The 21,839-nt window shown below is 70.8% G+C and carries 18 protein-coding genes; 9 read left to right on the top strand and 9 right to left on the bottom strand.

The window, feature by feature from the left end; genetic code table 11:
- Window position 1: 1 nt before the first annotated feature.
- Window positions 2–1,924 carry a hypothetical protein gene (locus KY469_01590; protein ID MBW3661764.1) on the top strand — a complete coding sequence of 641 codons (1,923 nt, stop codon included), beginning with the start codon at window positions 2–4 and terminating at the stop codon, window positions 1,922–1,924.
- A gap of 94 nt (window positions 1,925–2,018) precedes the next feature.
- A complete protein-coding gene (locus KY469_01585) occupies window positions 2,019–2,252 on the top strand; it encodes a hypothetical protein (GenBank protein MBW3661763.1) in 234 nt (77 codons plus the stop codon).
- Between the two features lie 62 nt (window positions 2,253–2,314).
- Here the strand turns inward: KY469_01585 and KY469_01580 are convergent, their stop codons facing one another.
- The gene (locus KY469_01580) at window positions 2,315–3,211 is read right to left on the bottom strand and encodes a DNA-3-methyladenine glycosylase 2 family protein (protein ID MBW3661762.1); all 897 of its coding nucleotides are present in this window, start codon (window positions 3,209–3,211) and stop codon (window positions 2,315–2,317) included.
- A 121-nt stretch (window positions 3,212–3,332) separates the two neighbouring features.
- Between KY469_01580 and KY469_01575 the strand changes: the two genes are divergently transcribed.
- The 3 genes from KY469_01575 (at window position 3,333) to KY469_01565 (ending at window position 5,853) form a co-directional block, all read left to right on the top strand.
- Complete coding sequence (locus KY469_01575) at window positions 3,333–4,127, top strand: SDR family oxidoreductase (GenBank protein MBW3661761.1); 795 nt, start codon at window positions 3,333–3,335, stop codon at window positions 4,125–4,127.
- A gap of 165 nt (window positions 4,128–4,292) precedes the next feature.
- Window positions 4,293–5,264 (top strand): hypothetical protein, encoded by a 972-nt coding sequence (locus tag KY469_01570; protein MBW3661760.1) that lies wholly within the window; start codon window positions 4,293–4,295, stop codon window positions 5,262–5,264.
- A gap of 160 nt (window positions 5,265–5,424) precedes the next feature.
- Window positions 5,425–5,853 (top strand): hypothetical protein, encoded by a 429-nt coding sequence (locus KY469_01565; GenBank protein MBW3661759.1) that lies wholly within the window; start codon window positions 5,425–5,427, stop codon window positions 5,851–5,853.
- Window positions 5,854–5,861: 8 nt separating this feature from the next.
- On the opposite strand, the gene KY469_01560 is transcribed toward KY469_01565, so the two are convergent.
- The 5 genes from KY469_01560 to KY469_01540 all read right to left on the bottom strand — a co-directional run bounded on the left by KY469_01560 (window position 5,862) and on the right by KY469_01540 (window position 11,899).
- Window positions 5,862–7,052, bottom strand: a complete 1,191-nt coding sequence (locus tag KY469_01560) for a lactate 2-monooxygenase (GenBank protein MBW3661758.1) — start codon at window positions 7,050–7,052, stop codon at window positions 5,862–5,864.
- A 3-nt stretch (window positions 7,053–7,055) separates the two neighbouring features.
- Window positions 7,056–7,898, bottom strand: coding sequence for a DMT family transporter (locus tag KY469_01555; GenBank protein MBW3661757.1), 843 nt, complete (start codon window positions 7,896–7,898; stop codon window positions 7,056–7,058).
- A 56-nt stretch (window positions 7,899–7,954) separates the two neighbouring features.
- Window positions 7,955–8,566, bottom strand: coding sequence for a lytic transglycosylase domain-containing protein (locus tag KY469_01550; protein ID MBW3661756.1), 612 nt, complete (start codon window positions 8,564–8,566; stop codon window positions 7,955–7,957).
- A 765-nt stretch (window positions 8,567–9,331) separates the two neighbouring features.
- Window positions 9,332–11,053, bottom strand: a complete 1,722-nt coding sequence (locus tag KY469_01545) for an ABC-F family ATP-binding cassette domain-containing protein (GenBank protein MBW3661755.1) — start codon at window positions 11,051–11,053, stop codon at window positions 9,332–9,334.
- A gap of 3 nt (window positions 11,054–11,056) precedes the next feature.
- On the bottom strand, window positions 11,057–11,899 hold the full coding sequence (locus KY469_01540; GenBank protein ID MBW3661754.1) for a DUF2461 domain-containing protein: 843 nt from the start codon (window positions 11,897–11,899) through the stop codon (window positions 11,057–11,059).
- Between KY469_01540 and KY469_01535 the strand changes: the two genes are divergently transcribed.
- Window positions 11,865–12,719 (top strand): amidohydrolase family protein, encoded by an 855-nt coding sequence (locus KY469_01535; GenBank protein ID MBW3661753.1) that lies wholly within the window; start codon window positions 11,865–11,867, stop codon window positions 12,717–12,719. The genes KY469_01540 and KY469_01535 overlap by 35 nt on opposite strands.
- Here the strand turns inward: KY469_01535 and KY469_01530 are convergent.
- Window positions 12,690–14,717 (bottom strand): EAL domain-containing protein, encoded by a 2,028-nt coding sequence (locus KY469_01530; protein MBW3661752.1) that lies wholly within the window; start codon window positions 14,715–14,717, stop codon window positions 12,690–12,692. The two genes, KY469_01535 and KY469_01530, sit on opposite strands and share 30 nt — an antisense overlap.
- A gap of 160 nt (window positions 14,718–14,877) precedes the next feature.
- Here KY469_01530 and KY469_01525 point away from each other — a divergent pair, with 160 nt between their 5' ends.
- The 3 genes from KY469_01525 to KY469_01515 all read left to right on the top strand — a co-directional run bounded on the left by KY469_01525 (window position 14,878) and on the right by KY469_01515 (window position 19,706).
- A complete protein-coding gene (locus KY469_01525) occupies window positions 14,878–16,056 on the top strand; it encodes a thiolase family protein (GenBank protein MBW3661751.1) in 1,179 nt (392 codons plus the stop codon).
- Between the two features lie 34 nt (window positions 16,057–16,090).
- Window positions 16,091–18,157, top strand: coding sequence for an enoyl-CoA hydratase/isomerase family protein (locus KY469_01520; GenBank protein MBW3661750.1), 2,067 nt, complete (start codon window positions 16,091–16,093; stop codon window positions 18,155–18,157).
- 166 nt (window positions 18,158–18,323) lie between these two features.
- Window positions 18,324–19,706 carry an NAD-dependent malic enzyme gene (locus tag KY469_01515; GenBank protein ID MBW3661749.1) on the top strand — a complete coding sequence of 461 codons (1,383 nt, stop codon included), beginning with the start codon at window positions 18,324–18,326 and terminating at the stop codon, window positions 19,704–19,706.
- Between the two features lie 9 nt (window positions 19,707–19,715).
- Here KY469_01515 and KY469_01510 read toward each other — a convergent pair whose 3' ends face one another.
- Together KY469_01510 and KY469_01505 are read right to left on the bottom strand one after the other, a co-directional pair.
- Complete coding sequence (locus KY469_01510) at window positions 19,716–21,008, bottom strand: citrate synthase (protein ID MBW3661748.1); 1,293 nt, start codon at window positions 21,006–21,008, stop codon at window positions 19,716–19,718.
- Between the two features lie 73 nt (window positions 21,009–21,081).
- Window positions 21,082–21,765: a Crp/Fnr family transcriptional regulator gene (locus KY469_01505; GenBank protein MBW3661747.1), complete on the bottom strand. Its 684-nt coding sequence runs from the start codon at window positions 21,763–21,765 to the stop codon at window positions 21,082–21,084.
- Window positions 21,766–21,839 lie beyond the last annotated feature (74 nt).

The following is a 21,839-nucleotide window of genomic DNA, read 5'->3' as shown; positions in this document are numbered from 1 at the left end:
CGTGCGTGCGCGCTACGGCCGCTGGGACGGCACCCAGGACGACCCTCTGGGGGATCCGCTCGACCTCGGGGAGGTGCTCGACGAACTCGGTGACGACCTGCTCATGGGTGCGGGCGGTGACGTCGCGTTGCAGCGTCTGCTGCAGCGCGGGCTGCGGGGACAGATCGGGCTCGAGCAGCTGCGCCAACGGCTGGAGGCTGCCCGGCGCCGGTTCCTCGAGGGCACCAACCTGTCGGGCCCCCTGCAGGAGGTCCGTGAACGGCTCGACCGCATCGAGGAGCTCGAGCGTGCCGAGCTCGCCCGCCGTGACGACGAGGACGCACGCTTCGCCGAGCTGACGCTCGACGCGCTCCCGCGCGACCCCGGAGGTGCCATCCGCGAGCTGCGCGAGTACCCGTTCGCCTCGGAGGAGGCCGCTACGGAGTTCGATGCGCTCCTCGGCGACCTGCGCCAGCAGATCCTCGACGCGCAGTTCCGCGACCTGTCCAGCGCGATGCGCGACGTCTCGGCGGAGGAGCTGGCGGCCATCACCGACATGGTCGCTGATCTCAACGCGATGCTGGCTGCACGCGCGCGGGGCGAGGAACCCGACTTCGACGCGTTCATGGCCCGGCACGGCCGGTTCTTCCCCGAGGACCCGCGCGACCTCGACGAGCTGCTCGAGGTCCTGGCGCGCCGCATGGCGGCGATGAGCCAGTTCCTCGCATCCCTGTCCGCCGAGCAGCGAGCCGAGCTCGACGCGCTCTCGCGCGCCGTCCTCGATGACCTCGACCTGCAGTTCCAGATGGCGCAGCTGCAGGCCAACCTCCGTGCGGCGCTGCCGGGCCTCCCGTGGGACCAGGCGGTGCCTGACGGCTGGGCCGACCAGTCGATGCCGCTGTCAGGCGCCATCGACGCGGTCGAGCGCCTGGCCGAGTTCGACGAGCTGCGTGAAGCCCTGGCGGGCGACTACGCCGGAGCGAGCATCGACGACGTCGACGAGGCATCCCTGCGGCGGGCACTCGGCGACGACGCCGTCCGCGACCTGAGGCGCCTGAAGCGCATCGAGCGGATGCTCGAGGAGTCCGGGCTGTTCCAGCGCGAGGGGGGCGAACTCGCTTTGACGCCGCGGGGCGCGCGCAAGCTCGGTGAACGCGCCCTCGTGCGGCTGCTCGAGCGGATCGAGCGGCGGGTCGAGCCTCGCGCCACCGGGCCCGACGCAGAGGCCACCGGTCAGACGCGCCCCTGGAGGTTCGGCGACCGCGAACCGCTCGCCGTGCGTCGCACGGTCCACAACGCGGTGCTGCGTCGGGCGGGCGAGGGAGCCGGTGGTGCACGGGTGACGCTCCGGCCCGACGACTTCGAGGTCGAGGAGCAGGAGGTGCGGCCCCGGACCGCGACGGCGCTGCTGCTCGACCTGAGCTTCTCGATGCCGATCAAGGGCCACTTCGTACCCGCGAAGCGCATGGCGCTCGCGCTCCACGCGCTCATCGAGGGCCGCTACCGGCAGGACTCGCTCCACCTCATCGGCTTCAGCGACTACGCGCGTCAACTGCAGCCGGCCGACCTCGCGGCGGCCGGCTTCGAGCGGGTGTACGGCACCAACATGCAACACGCGTTCCTGTTGGCCCGCCGCGTCCTCGCGGATGATCCGCGCCCGATCAAGCAGGTCATCATGGTCACCGACGGCGAGCCCACCGCCCACCTCGTCGGTGACGTCGCCGAGTTCAACTGGCCGCCCATCCCCGCGACCATCGAGGCGACGCTGCGCGAGGCGATGCGCCTCGCGCGTGCCGGCATCCGCCTCCACGTGTTCCTGCTCGAGGACGATCCGGGTCTGGTGGGGTTCGCCGATCGGCTGGCGTCATCGACGGGCGGCGAGGTCGTCCAGATGAGAGGCGAGGCGATGGGGCGGCGGATCCTCCACGACTACCTCGACACGTGATCATCGCCCAGTACTGGACGAACGTCCCAACGCCTGGGCGTCGCGTCGCGACACACTGCCGCCGACCGTCCTGCCGTCCCGGAGTCCCGCAGCCATGATCACCGCTCGCCGCTACCTCGTCCTCGCCGCTGCCGCTCTCGTGCTCGCCGGAGCGGGGTGCGGGGCGGGTCCCGAGCCGGGCGAGCCCGGTCCCATCGACACGACGGGGCCCGCCAACCCCTTCGATCCGACCGAGCCGGTCACGACCGACACTCCCGAGCCCGAGACGGGCGAGGTCGAGGACCCCCAGCCCGAGGACGAGATCGTCGGCACCGAGACCACCGGGTAGCGGCGCCTAGGAGTGTGATCAGCGCGTCAGGCGCCGCAGCGACGTGTGCAGCGCGCTCCTAGCTAGAGCTGCTCGACGCGTCGGACGCGCATGCGGGGTCCGTAGCGGGGCGCAGCCTGGCCGGCGAGCTCGAGCAGCCGGATGACCCGACCGCGCTGGCCGCGCCACGGCTCCAGCAGCTCGAGCATCCGCTCGTCGCTCGCTCGGGGCTCGCCCGCCAGGTTCCACGCGACGAGGTTGGGGATGTGGAAGTCGTGCACCTCGACGCCATCGGGATCGCCGAACGCGATGCGTCGGATGAGCGCCGACGTCCACGGCCCCATGCCCGGCAGCGCCGTCAGGCGCCGCTCGGCGTTCTCGCGATCCATCGTCGCCGCCTCTTGGAGCCGGTCGATACGAGCGCACGCGCGCCGGATCGTCTCGGCTCGCCGGCGCTCGACACCGAGGGGGTGCCACTCCTCGTACCTCATGGCCGCGATCTGCTGCGACGTGGGGGGCAGGCGCAGTGGCTCGAGCGGACCCGGGGCAGGTCGGCCGCGGCGCCACACGAGCCGGTTCCAGGCTCGTTTCGCCTCGAGGCCGGTGACCTTCTGGCTCAGGATGGTCTGGACGAGCACGTCGATCACGAGCCCCGACCGGCTGAGCCGGACCCCGCCGACGCGACGCCACAGCCGGACGATGCGCGCGTCGATGGGGCTGAACGCGGCCGGATCGTCGTCCGCGCCGGCCAGCGCCGGGGCGTGCTCGAGCGCCCACTCCCGCCCATCGCCCCAGGCCTCGGCGGTCAGGGTCTCACCGTCGAGCCGCAGGTGGAGCGTGACGGGCCCGACCGGCGTGTGGAAGGCACGCCACCCCTCGTGCGGTGACAGCCGGATGGTCGGGTCGTCGGTGCCCATCCTCAGTGGCGCCAGGAGGCGTTCGAGGTGGACGGGCTCGGACAGGGTGAGGCGTCGGCGCATGGCCGCACGGTACCCATCGGTGTCCCGGTTCCGGTGCCACGTCACCCCTCACCGCTACATCGACGCCCGCGGGCCGGCCCCGCTGCGGGCTAGGTTCGTGGGCCCGGACCTGGAGGGGAAGGTGACCACCCTGGAACGTGCGCTGGTCACGGGTGCATCCAGCGGCCTGGGTGCGGAGTTCGCCCGGCAGCTCGCTGCCCGAGGGCTCGATCTGGTGCTCGTCGCCAGACGAGCGCCCCGGCTGCGCGAGCTCGCCGCCGCCATCGAGCGCGACCACGGCGTCGAGGTCGACGTGCACGTCGCCGACCTGGTGGACCCCGATGGCCTCGCCGGCGTCGAGACGCGGCTCGCCTCGGGCACAGACCCCGTCGACCTGCTGGTCAACAACGCAGGTTTCGGTCAGTACGGCGGGTTCGTGGACGTGCCCGTGGGCCAGCAGGAGGAGCAGATCGAGTTGAACGTGCTGGCCGTCATGCGGCTCACCCGCGCGATCCTGCCGCGGCTCGTCGCCGTGCGGAGCGGCGGCGTGATCAACATCGCGTCGATCGCGGCGCTGCAGCCCGGTCCCTACGGCGCCGTCTACGCCGCGACCAAGGCCTGGGTGAAGCACTTCACGGAGGCCATCCACGAGGAACTTCGGGGTACCGGGGTCCGCGCGCTCGCCGTGTGCCCCGGCATCGTCGAGACCGAGTTCCAGCAGGTGGCGGGTCTCGACGCCAGCGTCATGCCCAGCTTCCTCCGCAGCGACGACGCGGCGGCGGTCGTGCGTGAGTCGCTCGAGGCGTTCCGACGTGACCGCGCGGTCGTCGTGCCGGGTGCCGTCAACAAGCTGGCCGCGGCGGGTTCGAAGCTGACCCCTCACGTCATCTCCGCCCGGATGGCCGCCGAGGCCCACCGCCGCCAGCTCGACAGGTGACCCATCCGCCCGCGTTCCTCCCCCGATCGTCCTGGATATGCAGGACGACACGGGGCGAAGTCGAGGTTGCCCGCTCGTCGTCGGGCAGCTCCGCCCTGTCGGCTTCCACAGCCCGCAACAACCTCGTCGTTGGGAGCGGGTAGCGGGCGTGCGACGCTCGCCCGCATGGAAGAGGACGCGACCGACCGCCCGCTCGCGCGGCTCGCCTACGAGGCGAGACGCCGAGGCGGGTGCTTCACACGCCAGCAGGCGCTGGCGGAGGGCGTGACGCCCAACCGGCTCGACCACCTCGTCACGACCGCGGCCATCTTGACCGTGCGCCCCGGAAGGGGCGTCTACCGCTTCGCCGGGGCGCCGGCGACGTGGGAGTCCGACCTGCACGCCGGGGCGCTCGTCATGGGGCCGGCGGCGGTCGTGAGTCACCGCTCGGCCGCACGGTTGTGGGACCTTCAGCGCTTCGCCACGACCCGGGCGCTCGAGGTGCTCGTGGCGGGGCGCAAGTCACGCAAGGCTCCGGGCGACGTGCGGGTTCACCACACGAGGTGGCTTCCTGACGACGACGTCGTCAAGGTCGGGACTCACGAGCGCGTGACCAGTGCGACCAGGACCGTCCGTGATCTGGCGCGCTACCTCGACGACGACCCGCTGCTCGAGGTTGCGGTGGACGCGTGGCGACGCGGCCTCACCGACCCGGAGCGACTCGCGCGGTGCGATGCCGAACTCGTCGGAGCATGGGGTGCGGCGCGGATGAGACGGGTCCTGGAGGCCATGGACACACCGTGCGTCCGTGCGCGGTCCGTTCCTGAGCTGCGGGTCCACGTGCTCATCGTCCGGGATGGTCGCTACCCGCCGCACGTGCTCGACCACGCGGTCGTGCTCAGCAGCGGACGGAGGGTCGTGTTCGACGTCGCGTGGCCGGAGCTGCTCGCCGCGGTCGAGGTCGACAGCACCCGCTACCACGGCACCGACTACGACCAGGAGCGCGACCAGGAACGGGATGCGGTGACGACGGCGGATGGGTGGTTGGTGCTCCGGATCACGACGGACGATCTCGAGCGCCCCGCCGAGGTGCTCGCCGCGATCACCGCACACCTCGACCGGGCGCGTCAGACCTTGCCTGCGCGGCTGGCCGCTTGAGGAGAGCGAGGCCGGACTTCTCCCCTGATCGCCCTGGATATCCAGGACGTCGCGGGGAGAAGTCGGATGGCAGGTGGACTGCGCCCCGCTCACGTGCGGAGAGCGCGCGCGCCCTCGTTCGGTACCTTCGGCGTTCCCTCGCACCGGACAGGAGGTGGCTGTGCGAGTCTGGTGGCTGACCCCCGCCGGGACACCCGTCGTCGTGCTCGAGGCAGCGGGCGTCGCGGCTTCGGTCTCTGACCGCGTCCGTGACGGTGGTCTGGGGAGCGTGCCCGCGTTCTACGACCACACCCCGCCGCGCCGACCGCCGCGCGTCGGGTTCGCGCTCGACGCTGCCGAGCTGCGGCTCGTCGACGAGCACGGCGATCCGATCGTGCGTGTCCCCCGTGAGAACGTGGACCGGACGTGGCTGCAGACCGCTGTGGCACGCAAGGGCACGCTCACCTACGTCACCCCCGAGCTCGACCTGGATGACGAGGGAGGGCGCGAGGTGGCCGACGCGGTCGATGCAGCCGCGCGCGAGGGGAGCGTGCTGGGCGGCATCGTCGGAGTGGTGGAGGAGCATGTGCGACTGCCGTTGACGTTCTGAGTTGGGGCTCAGATGCGGCGGAGGATCCCGGGCTCGAGGTCGTCGAGGGACGTGAACCCCGACATCGCCATCGTCAGGTCGAGGTCCGCGAGCAGGCCGCGCACGACGTGACGCACGCCGTCCTCGCCACCGAGCGCCAGACCCCACACGTACGGCCGACCGAGCAGCACCGTCTTGGCTCCTAGGCCCAGTGCCTTCACGACGTCAGCGCCCGTCCGGATGCCGCTGTCGAAGAGGATGTCGAGCTCTCCGTCGACCGCGGCCGCGACGTCGGGTAGCGCATCCAGGCTCGCGATCTCGCCGTCGACCTGGCGTCCACCGTGGTTCGACACGACGATGCCGTCCATCCCGTGGTCCGCGGCACGGCGGGCGTCGTCGGGATGCAGCACGCCCTTCAGGACCATCGGCAGATCGGTGTGCTCGCGCAGCGATGCCAGGTCACCCCAGGTCGCCTTCTTGTTCAGGAACACCTGCGCCCAGCGCAGGACGGCAGCCTGCAGGTCGTCCTCGGCGGACACGTCGAGCGGGTCGGTGAACACGGGGTCGGTCGTGTAGTTGGCGAGTCCCTCGCCCACGAGGAAGGGCAGGTACGCCCCGTCGATGTCGCGCGGTCGCCACGCCAACATCTTCGTGTCGAGGGTGACGAACACGGCGGTGTACCCCGCGTCCTTGGCTCGCCGCATCAGGCTGGCGGCGAGCTCCACCTCACCGGGCCAGTAGAGCTGGAACCAGCGCGGCCCGTCTCCGGCCGCCTCCGCGACCTCCTCGAGGGGCTTGGACGACACCGTGCTCAGGGTGAAGGGGATGCCGACCGACGCCGCGGCACGTGCGGTCGCGACCTCGGCCTCGGGGTGGACGATCGACTGCACGCCGACGGGTGCCAGGGCGACCGGCGCGATCAGGTCCTGACCGAGCACGTGCGTGGAGAGGTCACGGACGTCGATGTCGACCAGCATCCGCGGGACGATGCGCCAGCGACGGAACGCCTCGCGGTTGGCCGCGACCGTGTCCTCCGACGAGGCGCCTCCGGCCACGTACCCGAACGGACCGTCGTCGAGTTCCTCGCGGGCCCGCGCCTCGAGGTCGTCGTAGTTCGCGGGCAGCTCGGGCACGACACCCGCCAGTCCCTGGAAGTAGATCTCGTACTGGTAGTTGGCGAAGTCCACGGCGGCCTCCCTGTCGGCGCGCACCGTAGTCATCGGTCACAGCGGAGCCGGCGCGGGACGACGCCGCGCCGAGAGCGTCGCGATGGCGACCCCGGCGAGGATGAGCGGGGCGCCGACCCAGAACAGCGGTGCCGGCGACTCGTCGAGGAGGATCATCGCCAGAACCGTCGCCCCGACCGGCTCGGCGAGCACGACGATCGCGATGACCGTCGCGGTGACGCGGGACAGCAGCGTGTTGAAGACCGTGTGGCCCAGCAGCTGGGGGCCCACGACCAGCCCCAGCAGCGCGAGCCAGGTCGCGCTGTCGTAACCGGTCAGGGCCGCCTGCGAGAGGAGCGTGGCGATCAGGAGCGCGACGGCTGCCACCCCGTACACCACGGTCCCGTAGACCGCGATCGGAACCTGGGGTCGCAGCGCACGTCCGATCAGCAGGTACGCGGTCACCGCGACTGCGGAGGCCAGCGCCATCGCGTCCCCGAGCAGCGCGCGACCCCCCAGCTCGAGTCCCGACGCGTCTCCGACCCCGATGGTGATGGCCCCCACGACCGTCACGGCCATCCCGGTCCACATGCGGCGGCTCGGGGGTTCGCGGAGAAACCAGGTGGCACCCAGTCCGACGAACAGGGGCGACATCGTCGCGAGCGTGACCGACGACGCGACGGTCGTGTACGACAGCGACCCGATGAACAGCGCGAAGTGCACCGCCAGCGCGAGACCCGACCAGGCCAGGCTTCGCACCACGCGGTCGGTGGGTCGAGCTGCGCGCAGCCGAGGCGCCGCGAACGGGGCGAGCGCGATGGTGCCACCGAACGTGCGCCAGAACGCGATGGCGAGGGCAGGGGCGGCAGCGACGCGGATGAGGATGGCCGCGGACGACACCGCCAGGACGCCGACCGCGAGGCCCGCCGTCGTGACGGGGTCGAGACCGCGCTCGCTCAGCTCGGCGGCTCGGTCGGGGGCACGCTCGGGGGCACGCTCGGAGGCGGCAGGTCCGCCGTGACGAGGTTCTCGTACAGGCCGAGCACGCGCAGCACGTAGAACTGCGTCTCGGCGTACGGGGGGATGCCTCCGTACCGCTGCACCGCCCCCGGCCCCGCGTTGTAGGCGGCCAGTGCCAGGTCCCAGCGGCCGAAGGTCGCGTGCTGTGCCGCCAGGTACCGCGCCCCGCCCTCGAGGTTCTGGATCGGGTTCCACGGATCGACGCCGAGCCGCTGCGCCGTGAACGGCATGAGCTGGCTCAGACCGATCGCCCCCGCGTGCGACACCGCACCGGGGTGGAAGTTCGACTCGGCCCACACCAGCGAGGCGAACAGGCGCGGGTCGATGCCGTGGCGGAGCGCGGACTCGACGATGTGGGGCACCCACGTGCGCGCGTGCGCGGGGAGGGAGTTGACCCAGTTCGGCGCCGACGCGGGATCGAAGACGCCGTCGGCGTACGACTCGGCGAGCTCGGCCGCGAGCCGTGCCTGCAGCGCGCCGACCCTGCGGGTCAGCTCGTCGATGAGGGCGAGCTGGCGATCGCGATCCTGCTCGAACGACCCGAGGATCTGCGCCCGCCCGGTGCGCTCCTCCTCGATCGAGTCGATCAGGCCCTGCTGCCGGTCGACCAGCCGCTGGACCTTCGCTCGGGCCCGCGCGGTCGCGTCCCTCGTCGCCACCGCCTCCGCCCGCTTGACCGCGACGTCCCGGCGAGCGTGGGCGGCGGAGACGGCCAGGTCGCTCGCGTTCTCGACGAGGTCCCGGTCGTCGCGGAGCACCTTGTCGAGCGCACGCGTCGTCACCGCCGCGTCGTGCAGGCTCTGGGCCTCGAGCAGCACCCCGAACAGCGTGCCGGCCGCCGCGCCGGCGCCGTGCTTGTAGGCGCTGGTGATGCGGTCCTCGAACACGCGCCGGTGGGTGGTCCACTGGCCGACGAGCGCGTCGAGCTGCTCGTCCGCAGCGGCGAGGTCACGGGAGATCGCGAGCGCCTCGGCCACCGCCTCGGCCTCGACCGCGCGAGCATCGGCGAGCTCGGCTTCGAGCTCGAACAGCTCGGCGCTGCGTTCGTCGAGATCGCGCTCGATGACGCTCAGCGCGTGCTCGGCCTCGCTGACCGTTAGGGTGAGCTCGTCCAGGCCCGCCCGTGCGCCGACGAGCTCGCGGCTGGCCTCCTCGATCTCGCGCGCGGTCTGGCCCGGGTCCTGGGCGAACGCGGGAACCGCAGCCAGCGCGACGAGCGCGGCCGCAGCGATCGTTCCCCCTTTGTGACGCATCACCACCCCACGTGAGCCACGGAAGAGTACCGTGGTGTCGCTGGACTCGGTAGGGAGCTGCTATCCGACCGAGAGGTCCAGCCAGCGCTCCTCGGCCGCTCCCAGGTCCTCTTCGACCCGTTGGAGGTCACGGTTAAGGCGTTGTGCCAGTTCGTGGTCGGCGCCAGCGGCCGCGAGTCGCTCGTGCAGCTCGCCCCGTCGGCCCTCGAGCTTGGCGATGCGCTCCTCGAGGCGGCGCAGCTCCCGGCGCTGTTCCTGCCGCTCGCGGTTGCGCGCGGCCGACGCGGACTCCTCCTCGGCGACGTCGATCTCCACCGGTGCGGCGGCCGACCGGTACGACTCCCAGTCGAGGTGGTGTCGCAGACCGGTGGCGGTCGGCTCGACCAGGCCATCGACCAGCCGGTCGAGCAGGTAGCGGTCGTGGCTCGCGACGACGAGGGTGCCCGCGAACCCGTCGAGATGGTCCTCGAGCGCCGCGAGGGTGTCGAGGTCGAGGTCGTTGGTCGGTTCGTCGAGCAGCAGCACGTTCGGGGCGCGGACGAGCGTCAGCAGCAGTGCCAAGCGGCGGCGCTCACCGCCGGACAGATCGGCGACCCGGGCCTGCTGCAGCGTCGCGTCGAACCGGAACCGCTCCGCGAGCGCGCTGGCGGGTAGCCGTTCCCCGTTCGCGAGTGGGATCCACACGCCGACGTCGTGGACGAGATCGATCACCCTACGATCTGAGGGCGGGGCGGAGGCCTCCTGCTCGTACACCGCCAGCTCCACGGTGGCGCCGATTCTCACCCTGCCGCGGTCCGGTGCGATGCGCCCCGCCAGGACCTCGAGCAGGGTGGTCTTCCCGGACCCGTTCGGGCCGACCACGCCGACCCGGTCGCCCGGGCCGAGCCCCCACGTGACGTCGGTGAGGACGGGGCGGCCTCCGCGGTCCACCGACACCGCGTCGAGATCGATGACGCGGCGACCGAGCCGCCGCCGGCCGGTCCCCAGCTGCAGCGTGGTCTCGTCCGCAGCATCGGCGACGGCGCGCATGGCCTCGACCTGCTCCAGGCGGAACTTCGGCTTGCTCGTCCGCGCCTTGGGCCCCCGTCGCAGCCAGGCGATCTCCTTGCGGAGCAGGTTGCGTCGGCGCCGGTCCGCCGCCTCGGCCTGAGCCTGCCGTTCGGCTCGTGCCTCCAGCAGGTCCGCGTACGTTCCGTCGTGCCACCGGACGACGGCACCGTCGATCTCGAGCATGCGGTTGCTCAGCCGCTCGAGGAGGTAGCGGTCGTGGGTGACGACGAGCAAGCCGCCCCGCCGCTGCGCGAGGTGCTGCTCGAGCCAGTCGATCGTGTCGACGTCGAGGTGGTTGGTCGGTTCGTCGAGGATGAGCAGGTCGCTGTTGGGGAGCAGGGCACGCGCCAGCGCGACACGTCGCCGCAGCCCGCCCGACAGGGTCCCGAGCGTCGCGCCGGGATCGAGGCCGAGCGCGTCGGTCATCGCGTCGGCCTCGTGGTCGCGCACGGCGGGGTAGGCCGGATCGTGGATGGCCTCGGCAACGGTCAGATGGTCGGCGTGCTCGGGCTGCTGCGGGAGGTAGGCGCTACGAGCCGAGCGGTTCCACACAACCTCACCCGCGTCGGGCGGCTCGATACCCGCCACGGTCCGCAGGAGGGTGGACTTGCCGGAGCCGTTGGGACCGACGAGCCCGACGTGGTCGTCGGTCGTGATCCCGAACGTCACGTCGGCCAGGACCGTGCGGCCGTCGTGCACCCGAGCGACGTCCTTGACGCTGACGACGTGCACGACCTAGAACGGGACGTCGAGCGCGCGGCACAGGAAGCGCATCAGCGGCTTGGCCTCGACGCACGCCTCGAGGTACGTGTCGAGGAAGTCGGGCGAGGTCACGTCACCTTCGTCGAACGGCTTGACGACGATGACGTCCTTTCGGCGCAGGTCCTCGATCAGGGGGTGATCGCGGTCGTAGCCGCGCGGGGCGGTCTTGACCGCGTCCCCGGTGAACGCCCAGTCGCCGTCGCGCAGCCACCTCCCGTTGCGCACGCGCTTCCAGGCCGCCTGCTCCCCGTCGATGCGCTCGCGGATGGCCGCGAGGGCGGCGCTGTCGGGGTGCCAGATGCCCGCCCCGGCGAACACGTTGCCAGGTTCGAGGTGCAGGTAGTAGCCCGGGGCGTGCACGTCCCGGCCCAGCTCGTGGCGGAACTGGCACGCCGCCCACGTCTTGTACGGGGAGGCGTCCTTGCTGAAGCGCGTGTCACGGTGGATGCGGAACATCGATCCACCCTGCTTGCGTGGATCGGCCACCAGGTGTCGTGATACCCGTCGCCGTAACGGGGCCGCGATGTCGGCGATGAACGCCAGCATCGGCTCGCGCACGTCGCGCTCGTAGCGCTCGCGGTTGCCGTCGAACCACGTGCGATCGTTGTGCACGTCCAGATCGAAGAGGAAGTCGAACAGCTCCGGACCGAACTGCGCTGCCAGCGTCTCACCTCCCGCTCGTCGGCAACGGACGGTACCGGGGTAGGTAGCTTCCTCGTTCCGTCGGATCGCTGGAGGAGGGTTGGAGGAGCTGCAGCGCGACGACGACGTTGCCCCGTACGTGGCCGAGCTCGGGTTACCCGGGCTGGTCGACATCCATGTGCACTTCGCGCCACCGTCCGTCCAGCGGGCGATCTGGGGATACTTCGATCGGCTGGAGGGGCCGGCGTGGCCGATCGCGTACCGGGTACCCGCACAGCAGCGACTCGTGACACTCTCGGCGCTCGGCGTGCGCCTGCACACGGCGCTGGCGTACGCCCACAAGCCCGAGATGGCAGCGTTCCTCAACCGCTACACCCTCGACCTCGCGGCGCGCGAGCCGACCGTGGTGCCGACGTTCACCTTCTACCCCGAGGACACGGTCGAGACCTACGTGGGGGATGCCCTCGACGCCGGTGGACAGGTCGCGAAGGTGCACCTGCAGGTCGGACGCTTCCACGCGACCGACCCGCGCCTCGACGAGGTCTGGCGCGAACTCGCACGCCGGCGCGTGGTGATCGTCCTGCACGCGGCCGCCGTCTACGGCGTCGACGGAGGCGAGGAGTACTGCGGGGCGGACGAGGTCGCCGCGCTCCTCGACCGCCACCCCGACCTGGTCATCGTGATCGCGCACCTCGGCGCCCCGGACTTCGGTGACTTCCTCGTGCTGGCCGAGCGCACCCCCGGCCTGTACCTGGACACCGCGATGGTGCTGACAGACCCGCCCTACATCGGGCGGTACCCGGAGGCACTGCACGAGCGTCTGCTGAGGCTGCACCCACGGATCCTGTTCGGGTCCGACTTCCCCACCATCCCGCACGACTACGCGGCTCAGGTGCGCGGGGTCGTCGAGGCTGGATGGGGGCCGGAGGCGCTGCGGGGGATCCTGCATGACAACGCGGTGACGCTACTGGAGCGTGTCGGCAGCGGCCTCTGACACCGTGGTGATCGAGCGGCGCCTGACGAACGCTGTTACGTCGTCGGCCTCCAGCGGTGGGGTGAAGTGGTAGCCCTGGGCGACGTCGCACCGGATCCGGCGCAGGAACGCCACCTGCTGCTCGGTCTCGACCCCCTCCGCGATGGTCGCCAGCTTGAGGTGGCGGGCCAACCCGGTGATCGCCGCGGGCACCACCGTTGCCTCCTCGTCCTCGCCGAGACGTTCCACGAAGGATCTGTCGATCTTGAGTGCGTCGATCGGGAAGGAGCGCAGGTAGCTGAGCGACGAGTAGCCGGTGCCAAAGTCGTCGATCACGACCCGGACGCCGATGCCGCGCAGCAGCCGCAGGGTGACGCTCGAGGCCTGCACGTCGCTGACGAGCGTGTCCTCGGTGATCTCCAGCTCCAGCAGCCTCGGATCGGTGCCGCTCGTGGTCAGGATCGACGCCACGGTCTTGGCCAGGCGGTCATGGTGGAACTGCCGCTCCGACAGGTTGACCGCGATGCGCAGCCCCGGCAGCCCGTCATCCCGCCACGCCCCGCTCTGACGGCACACCTCACGCAGCACCCAATCGCCCAGTGGCACCATCAGGTCGGTGTCCTCAGCGAGCTCGATGAAGTCGGCGGCGGGGACGTCGTGGCCGTCGGGGCGCTCCCACCGCACGAACGCCTCGACTCCGACGACCCGGCCGGAGTCGATCTCGACCTGCGGCTGGTAGACGAGGCGGAGATCCCCACGGTCCAACGATCCGCGGAGTGCCGAGATCGTGTCGAGGCGCCGGATGTTGCTGGCCCGCAGCTCCGGCGTGGAGAACTCGAAGGTGTTCCGGCCCGCGCTCTTCGCGTGGTACATCGCGGAGTCGGCCTCTCGGATCAGCGACTCGATCGTCGTGCCGTCGTCGGGGTAGATCGCGATGCCGATGCTCGTGGTCACCATCACCTCGTTGTCGTCCAGAGGGATCGGCGTCCGGAGCGAGTCCGTGATCTTCTGTGCGACCGTCGCTGCGCCGTCGGCGGTCTCGAGGTTCTCGAGGATGAGCGTGAACTCGTCGCCTCCGAGGCGTGCGACCGTGTCGGTCCGGCGGGCACAGCCCTGGAGGCGCGCCGCCACCTCGATCAGTAGCTGGTCGCCGACGTCGTGGCCGAACTGGTCGTTGACCTCTTTGAAGCGGTCGAGGTCGAGGAACATGACCCCCACGAGCTTGCCGCTGCGTTCGGCGGCCGCCAGGGCGTGCTCGAGACGCTCGCGGAACAGCGCCCGGTTCGCGAGTCCCGTCAGGTGGTCGAAGCGAGCCAGCCGCTCCAACTGACCGCGTGTCCGCTCGCGCTCGACCTCCTGTTGCTGACGCCGGCGCTCCATCACCTCGCGCACGCGTCTCGTCGCGGGCAGCAAGACGAGCACGCCCTCGATCAGCAGCAGCAGGAGCACGCCGGCGAGGACGGCGAGGTTCACCCACTTCGCCTGCTGGCCGTCGTCCATCGCGCGGCTGCGCAGCGTCTGCTCCAGCGTGCCAAGGTCGTCCTGGAGGGACGTATTCGTCGTCGCGATGTCCGGTGATCGTGTCGGCGCGAGCGAGGGGTCGGCGACGACCTCCGTGGCCATGCTCGTCAGAGCAGCGGTCCCGACCTGGGCGTCCTCGAAGACCAACCGGAGTGTGGTGGGGACCGTCGCATCCGCTCGGCGCTCCAGCAACAGGGCCCGTTCCCTGATCGCCTGGATGATCTCTTCGAGCTCGACCGCGATCTGCTCGGCGGTGTCCGGGCTGGTGATGTCGGTGAGTCGCTGGGTGAGGGCGGTGACCCGCTCCGCGTCGGCGCGTTGCGCGGCGACATCGGTGACGGATGCGAAGCTCGCCTGGCTCGAGTTCAGCACCGACCGGGTGAGCGCCGCACCCGCGACCACGACGATCGCGATCGCCACGAGCGCGACCAGCCACGCGAACGTCAGGCGTTCGGTGCCCGCTCGCGTGCCCGCGTCCGTCGTCGTATCGCTCATCATCGAGGTTCTCGGCACGTCGGACCGCCAGGTTTCGTGATCGGAGCGAGCCGCGCGAGATATGGCTCCGAGCGTCTAGTCACCGGTTGACAGCACGAGGCCGGGCTTGGCATCGCGTGCGGTGGTCGGCAACGCTCCCCACGCCGTCCGAGAGGAACGTCACGTGGTGGAGCTCCGCGATGCGGTCTACGTCGATGGTGTGCGCGTCCCGATCGGTCGTGCGCGAGACGACGGCTACTACGCCCACACCAGAGGGGACGACCTCGCCGTCCGCACGGTGCGGGCGCTCCTCCAACGGAACCCCGGCCTCGATCCTGCACGCATCGACGATATCGCCTACGCGGCCACGGCCCAGGTCGGCGACCAGGGTCTGACGATGGGTCGCGCCGTGGCGGTGCTGGCCGGGTTGCCGCGGTCCGTGCCCGGCTACGCGCTCGACCGCATGTGCGCCGGGGCCGTGACCGCCATCGTCAACGCTGCCAACGCCATCCGCGTCGGGGGACAGGACGTGGTGATCGCGGGTGGGGTGGAACACATGGGCCACCATCCGATGGCCGCCGAGGTCGATCCCAACCCGCGGTTCCTGGCCGACGACCTCGTCGATCCCTCGGCGCTGGTCATGGGCAACACCGCCGAGAACCTCCACGACGAGCTCCCGAGCGTGACCCGCGAACGTGCGGACGAGTTCGCCTTGCTCTCCCAGGAGCGCGTCGCCAAGGCACAGGCCGAAGGGGTGTTCGCCGAGCATGTCGTGCCGATCACCGTGTGGTCACCCGCCGGCTGGCGCGTCGTCGACGTCGACGAGCACCCGCGCCCCGGCACCGGCCTCGAGGACCTCGCCGGGCTGCGGCCGTCGTTCCGCCCGGGTGGGCGGGTGACCGCCGGCAACGCGGCGGGACTCAACGACGGGGCGGGGAGCGTGCTGCTGGCCAGCCGCGACGCGGCCGAGGAGATGGGCCTGCAAGCACGGATGCGCCTGGTCGACTTCGCCTTCGCCGGGGTCGAGCCCGAGACGATGGGCTACGGACCGATCCCGGCCACCGAGAAGCTCCTGGCGCGCACCGGCCTGGGCATCGACGACATCGACGTCATCGAGATCAACGAGGCCTTCGCGGTCCAGGTCGTCGCCTTCCTCGACCACTTCGAGCTCCCGCTCGACTCCCCGAAGGTCAACCCCTACGGCGGTGCGATCGCGCTCGGCCACCCCTTGGCCTTCTCCGGTGCGCGCCTCGCCATGCAGCTGGCCCATCACCTCCAGGCGAACCCCGAGGCCAACCGCGGCATCACCACGATGTGCGTCGGTCTGGGGATGGGCGCGTCGGTCCTGTGGGAACGGGACTGACCGACCACCGGCACCCCCGACGCGAGGAACGCTCATGGCCGAGACCGAGATCCACACCCAGTTCAAGGTCACCTACCACGACTCGCGACGGACGGGGCGCCTGGCACTCGTGACGATGGACAACGGACGCGACCACACCAAGCCCAACACGTTCGGCGAGCGCGCCCTGGAGTCGCTCGGCGCCGCGCTCGACGAGGTCGAGAGCCAGAGCGACGTCAAGGGGCTGCTCCTGACCGGCAAGCCGTTCATCTTCGCCGTTGGCGCCGACCTCGACCGGTTCCCAGGAGCCGATGCGGAGTTCGCACGGCGCGCCGGCGAGGAGGGCCATCGCGCCTTCCGCCGCCTCGCCGGCTTGCCCTTCCCCACGCTCGCGGCGATCAACGGGGCGTGCATGGGCGGAGGCCTCGAGATCGCGCTGCACTGCGACTACCGCACGCTGTCGACCGGCTCGACCGTGCTGGCGTTCCCGGAGGTGTTCCTCTCTATCCTCCCCGCCTGGGGAGGCACCCAGCTCGCGCCCCGCATCGTCGGGGCGGAGGCGGCGCTGCAGACCATCATCACCGACGCGCTGAACAACAACACCACGATGCGGCCCAAGCAGGCGTTCGAGCGCGGCTTCGCCGACCGCTTCCTGCCGTCGGTCGACTTCCTCGAGCACAGCCGCGAGCTGCTCGAGGCGTTGATCGTCGGGGACGAGACGATCGAGCGCGAGCCAGCGTCCACCGACGGCCTCGACGAGGCGCTCGAGAACGCCCGAGCGTTCGCCGACGCGAAGGTCCACGGCGCCACCCGCGCCCCGTACGTGGCGATCGACCTCATCGAGTTCGCCGCACGCGGAGGTGAACTCGACGAGGGCTACCGACGCGAGGAGGACGCCCTGGCCGAGCTCCTGCCGGCACCGCAGGCGCAGGCCTCGGTGTACGCGTTCAACCTCACCCAACAGCGGGTGAAGCGCCAACCCTGGCGCCCCGACGTCGAGCCACGCTCGATCCGCAAGGTCGCCGTCATCGGGGCCGGCTTGATGGGCGCGCAGCTCGGGGCGCTGTTCCTCCAGCGTTTCGAGGTGCCGCTGGTCATGAAGGACATCGACCGGGAGGTGCTCGACCGTGCCCGCGAGCACATCGAGGGCGAGCTCGACGAGCGCGTGCAGAAGGGCCGGCTGAAGGCGGGGCGCGCCGAGTTCCTGAAGGGGCAGGTCACCTACACGCTCGACTACGCCGACGTCGCCGGTGTCGACTGGGTGATCGAGGCGGTCCTGGAGCGCATGGACCTCAAGAAGGCCATCCTCGCCGACCTCGAACAGGTCCTCGACGACGGGGCGGTGCTGGCGACCAACACGTCCTCGCTGTCCGTCGCCGAGATGGCCGCCGACCTCGACCATCCCGAGCGCGTCGTCGGCTTCCACTTCTTCAACCCGGTGAACGTGCTGCCGCTGGTGGAGGTCGTACGCGCGAAGGCCACGAGCGACGAGGCTGCCGCCACCGCCTTCGAGGTGGCCAAGACGCTGCGCAAGTCCGCGGTCCAGTGCGCCGACGCCCCGGCGTTCGTGGTGAACCGGCTGCTGTCGAGGTTCATGGGGGCGTGCATCGGGGCGACGCGCCACGGCAACGGGTTCAAGGAGATCGACGCCGCGATCCTCGAGCTCGGCCTGCCCATGGGACCGTTCACCCTCCTGGGGTTGGTCGGTCCTGCGGTCGCGCTGCACACCGTCGAGACCTTGCACGATCACTTCCCCGAGCGGTTCGAGGTCGAAGACGACTTCCGCGCGTTCGTCGAGCTGGGGCTGCCGGGGGTGTACGACTGGGACCGGGGCGGGGAGCCCTACGAGCAGGTTCTCGACCTGTGGCACGTCGCCGAGGACGCCGAGCCGCTCACGGGCGACCAGATCCGCCAGCGCGCGCTCGAGGCGGTCGCGGACGAGGCCAAGCGGATGCTCGACGACGGCGTGGTCGCGGACGCCCGTGACATCGACACGTGCCTGCTGCTCGGGGCGGGCTGGCCGTTCTTCCTCGGCGGCATCTGCAAGCACCTCGACCAGATCGGCATGAGCCAGGACCTGTTCGGCGCCGCGCTCGTCGGCCCGATCGACGAGGCCACCTGACCCCGCTCCGTGGAGACCTGTGCTCACCAGTGAGGCCAGCTCTCCACGCAGCGGGCGCGGCCCGCCCCGGCCTCGGCTCCGTGGAGACCTGTGCTCACCAGTGAGGCCAGGTCTCCACGCAGCGGGGCGCGGTAGCGTGGGGGCTCCGCTACCCGGGAGCAGCACCATGCCGGTCGCGAGCGCGTCCTACTCGCTGACGATGCGTCTGCGTCTGGCGCCCGACGACCCCGGTGCGCTCGGACGCGTCACGACGGCGATCGGTGACCACGGCGGCATCGTCACAGCGGTCGACTTCGTCGAGCCGGGACCGATGCAGCAGACCGTCGACGTCACCGCGAACGCGCGCGACTCTGACCACGCCAACGAGATCACCGATGCGGTCGACGGGGTCGAGGGCGTGTCGGTGCACCGGGTCTCGGACCGCACCTTCCTGCTGCACCTGCACGGCAAGCTCGCCATCACACCGACGGTCCCGCTGGCCACGCGCGACGACCTGTCGATGGCGTACACGCCAGGGGTCGCGCGGGTCTGCCTAGCCATCGCCGAGCGCCCCGAGGACGTGAGGCGACTGACCATCAAGGGCAACACCGTCGCCATCGTCACCGACGGCTCGGCCGTGCTCGGCCTGGGCAACATCGGCCCCGAGGCGGCGCTGCCGGTGATGGAGGGCAAGGCCGTGCTCTTCAAGCACTTCGCCGACGTCGACGCCTGGCCGGTGTGCCTCGCCACCCAGGACCCCGACGAGATCGTGCGGACGGTCGAGGCGATCGCCCCGGTGTACGGAGGCATCAACCTCGAGGACATCGCGTCGCCCAAGTGCTTCGACATCGAGGCACGGCTGCGTGCGTCGCTCGACATCCCCGTGTTCCACGACGACCAGCACGGGACCGCCATCGTGGTCCTGGCCGCTCTGCACAACGCGCTGCGCCTGGTCGGCAAGACGATCGGCGACGTGCGCGTGGCGATGTCCGGGGCGGGCGCGGCTGGAATCGCCATCACCAAGCTCCTGCTCGCGGAGGGCATCGGCGACGTGATCGTCTGTGACCGCGCGGGCATCATCTGGGACCCCGCCGCCGAGGAGGACGAGTCCAAGCGCTGGGTCGCCGAGCACACCAACGACGAGCGTCGCACCGGCGAGCTGGTCGACGCCCTCGACGGCGCCGACGTCTTCATCGGCGTCAGTGCCCCCGACGTCCTGCAGCCCGACGACCTCCGGCGGATGAACGAGGACGCGATCGTGTTCGCCCTGGCCAACCCCGATCCCGAGGTTGATCCGGAGGGTGCGCGCGAGCACGCGGCGGTGGTGGCGACGGGGCGCAGCGACTACCCCAACCAGATCAACAACGTGCTGGCGTTCCCGGGTGTGTTCCGCGGGGCGCTGGATTCGCGGGCGCACAACATCACCGAGGAGATGAAGGTCGCGGCCGCACACGCGATCGCGGACGTGGTCCGGGAGGACGAGCTGCACCCGACCTACATCATCCCGAGCGTCTTCAACGCCGACGTCGCCCCCGCCGTCGCCGCCGCCGTCACCGACGCCGCGGAGTGACCGAACCGGTCAGCGCTGGTCGAGGGGGACGTAGTCGCGCTCGTCGGCACCGACGTAGATCTGGCGCGGCCTCGCGATGGCCTGCTCGTCGTCGAGCAGGTTCTCCTGCCACTGCGCGCACCAGCCGGCGATCCGGCCGATCGCGAACAGGACCGGGAAGATGTCGGTGGGGAAGCCCATCGCCTGGTAGATGATCCCCGAGTAGAAGTCGACGTTGGGGTACAGCCTCCGGTCGACGAAGTAGTCGTCCTCGAGGGCGATCTTCTCGAGCTCGACGGCGATGTCGATGAGCGGGTTCTTGCCGGTGACCTCGAACACGTCGTGTGCCAGCTTGGTGATGACCTTCGCCCGCGGGTCGTAGTTCTTGTAGACGCGGTGGCCGAAGCCCATCAGGCGGAAGTCGCCGCGCTTGACCGCATCGATGTACTCGGGGATGGCCTCGGTCGACCCGATCTCCTCCAGCATCTGGAGCACCGCTTCGTTGGCGCCGCCGTGCTTGGGCCCGTACAACGCCGCGACCGCCCCGGCCGAGGCCGAGTACGGGTCGGGATCGGAGGAACCGACCGTGCGCATCGTCGTCGTGGAGCAGTTCTGCTCGTGGTCCGCGTGGAGGATGAACAGCTTGTCCATCGCGTCGACCAGCACCGGGTCCGGTTCGTACTTCAGCTCGGTGGTCTTCCACATCATGTTGAGGAAGTTGCCGGCGAAGCTGAGGTCGTTGTCCGGGTACGCGTAGCGCATCCCGACCGAGTGCCGGTACGCGAAGGCCGCGATCGTCGGCATCTTGGCGATGAGCCGGATGATGTTGAGGTGGCGGACGTCGGGATCCTCGATCTTCTTGGCGTCGGGGTAGAAGGTGGACAGCGCCCCGACCGTCCCCACGAGGATCCCCATCGGGTGGGCGTCGTGGTGGAACCCGTCGATGAACTTCTTGATGTTCTCGTGGATGAACGTGTGGTGGGTGATGTCGTACACCCACTGCTCGTGGGCCTCGCGCGACGGCAGGTCACCGTGGATCAGCAGGTAGGCGACCTCGAGGAAGCTGGAGCTCTCGGCGAGCTGCTCGATCGGGTAGCCGCGGTACCTCAGCGCCCCGGCGCCACCGTCGATGAACGTGACCTCGCTGCGACAGCTGGCGGTGTTCTTGAACCCCGGGTCGTACGACAGGAGGCCGAAATCCTCCTCGGAGGCCTTGATCTGACGCAGGTCCATGGCCCGGATCGCACCGTCGACGACCGGCAGCTCGTAGGTCTGACCGGTGCGGTTGTCAGTGACCGTCAGCGTGTCCTTGGAACCGCTCATCGGCGTGGTTCTCCCTGGGTAGCTTCGGAGGTCGTTGCCCCCGAACCTAGCCCGCCGCGCGGGTGGGCGTGTCTCAGGGAAGGTCCGCGAGCCGGCGGCGGAGCGCGTCCAGATCGAGGATCGTCACGTGCTTGCGTCCGGTCTCGATCACGCCCTGCTCCCGCAGGGTCCGCAACGCCTTGGCGACCGCCTCGCGGGACGAACCGATCCAGGCGGCGAGCTCCTCCTGCGTCAGGGGGAGCGATACCTCCAGTCCGCGCTCGCCGACGCTGCCGTAGCGCGCCCCGAGCTCGAGCAGGCGGCTCGCGACCCGACCGGCCGCGTCCAGGGCACCGAACTCGATGCGCTTGCGGTCGCTGTCGCGGAGCTGGCTCAGCACGCCCCGCAGCAACGCCGCGGCGACCGCCGGCTGCTGGTCGAGGAAGTCGTTGAACGCCGGACCAGGGACCACCTGGCCCTCCGTGGGTTCGATCGCCGTCACCGTGGCCGATCGTGGGCGTCGGTCGAGCACCGAGTACTCGCCGAGGATCTCTCCCGGGCCGCGCAGCGCCAGGACGACCTCACCGCCCGCGGGTGTGTACGACGAGACCTTCACACGCCCCGCCTGCAGCAGCACGACGTGGTCGGACCGCTCGCCTTCCCGGAACAGGATCATCCCGGGCCGGTAGCGGCGCCGCGCACCGCGGGCGAGCAGCTCCGCGCGGGCATCAGCGTCCAAGCCGGCGAGGAACGAACCGGGCGGAGCGTCGGCGCTCAAGACCCCCCTTGACCCTCGGAGGTCACCAGCCTAAACGGCTGGATCGATCCGAGAGAGCGCGCCGACGCTCCGTC

The sequence above is a fragment of the Actinomycetota bacterium genome (genome assembly GCA_019347575.1).
Lineage (GTDB): Bacteria > Actinomycetota > Nitriliruptoria > Nitriliruptorales > Nitriliruptoraceae > JAHWKY01.
The sequence above is the reverse complement of the archived record's forward strand: the minus strand, read 5'-3'. Positions and strand labels throughout refer to the sequence as shown.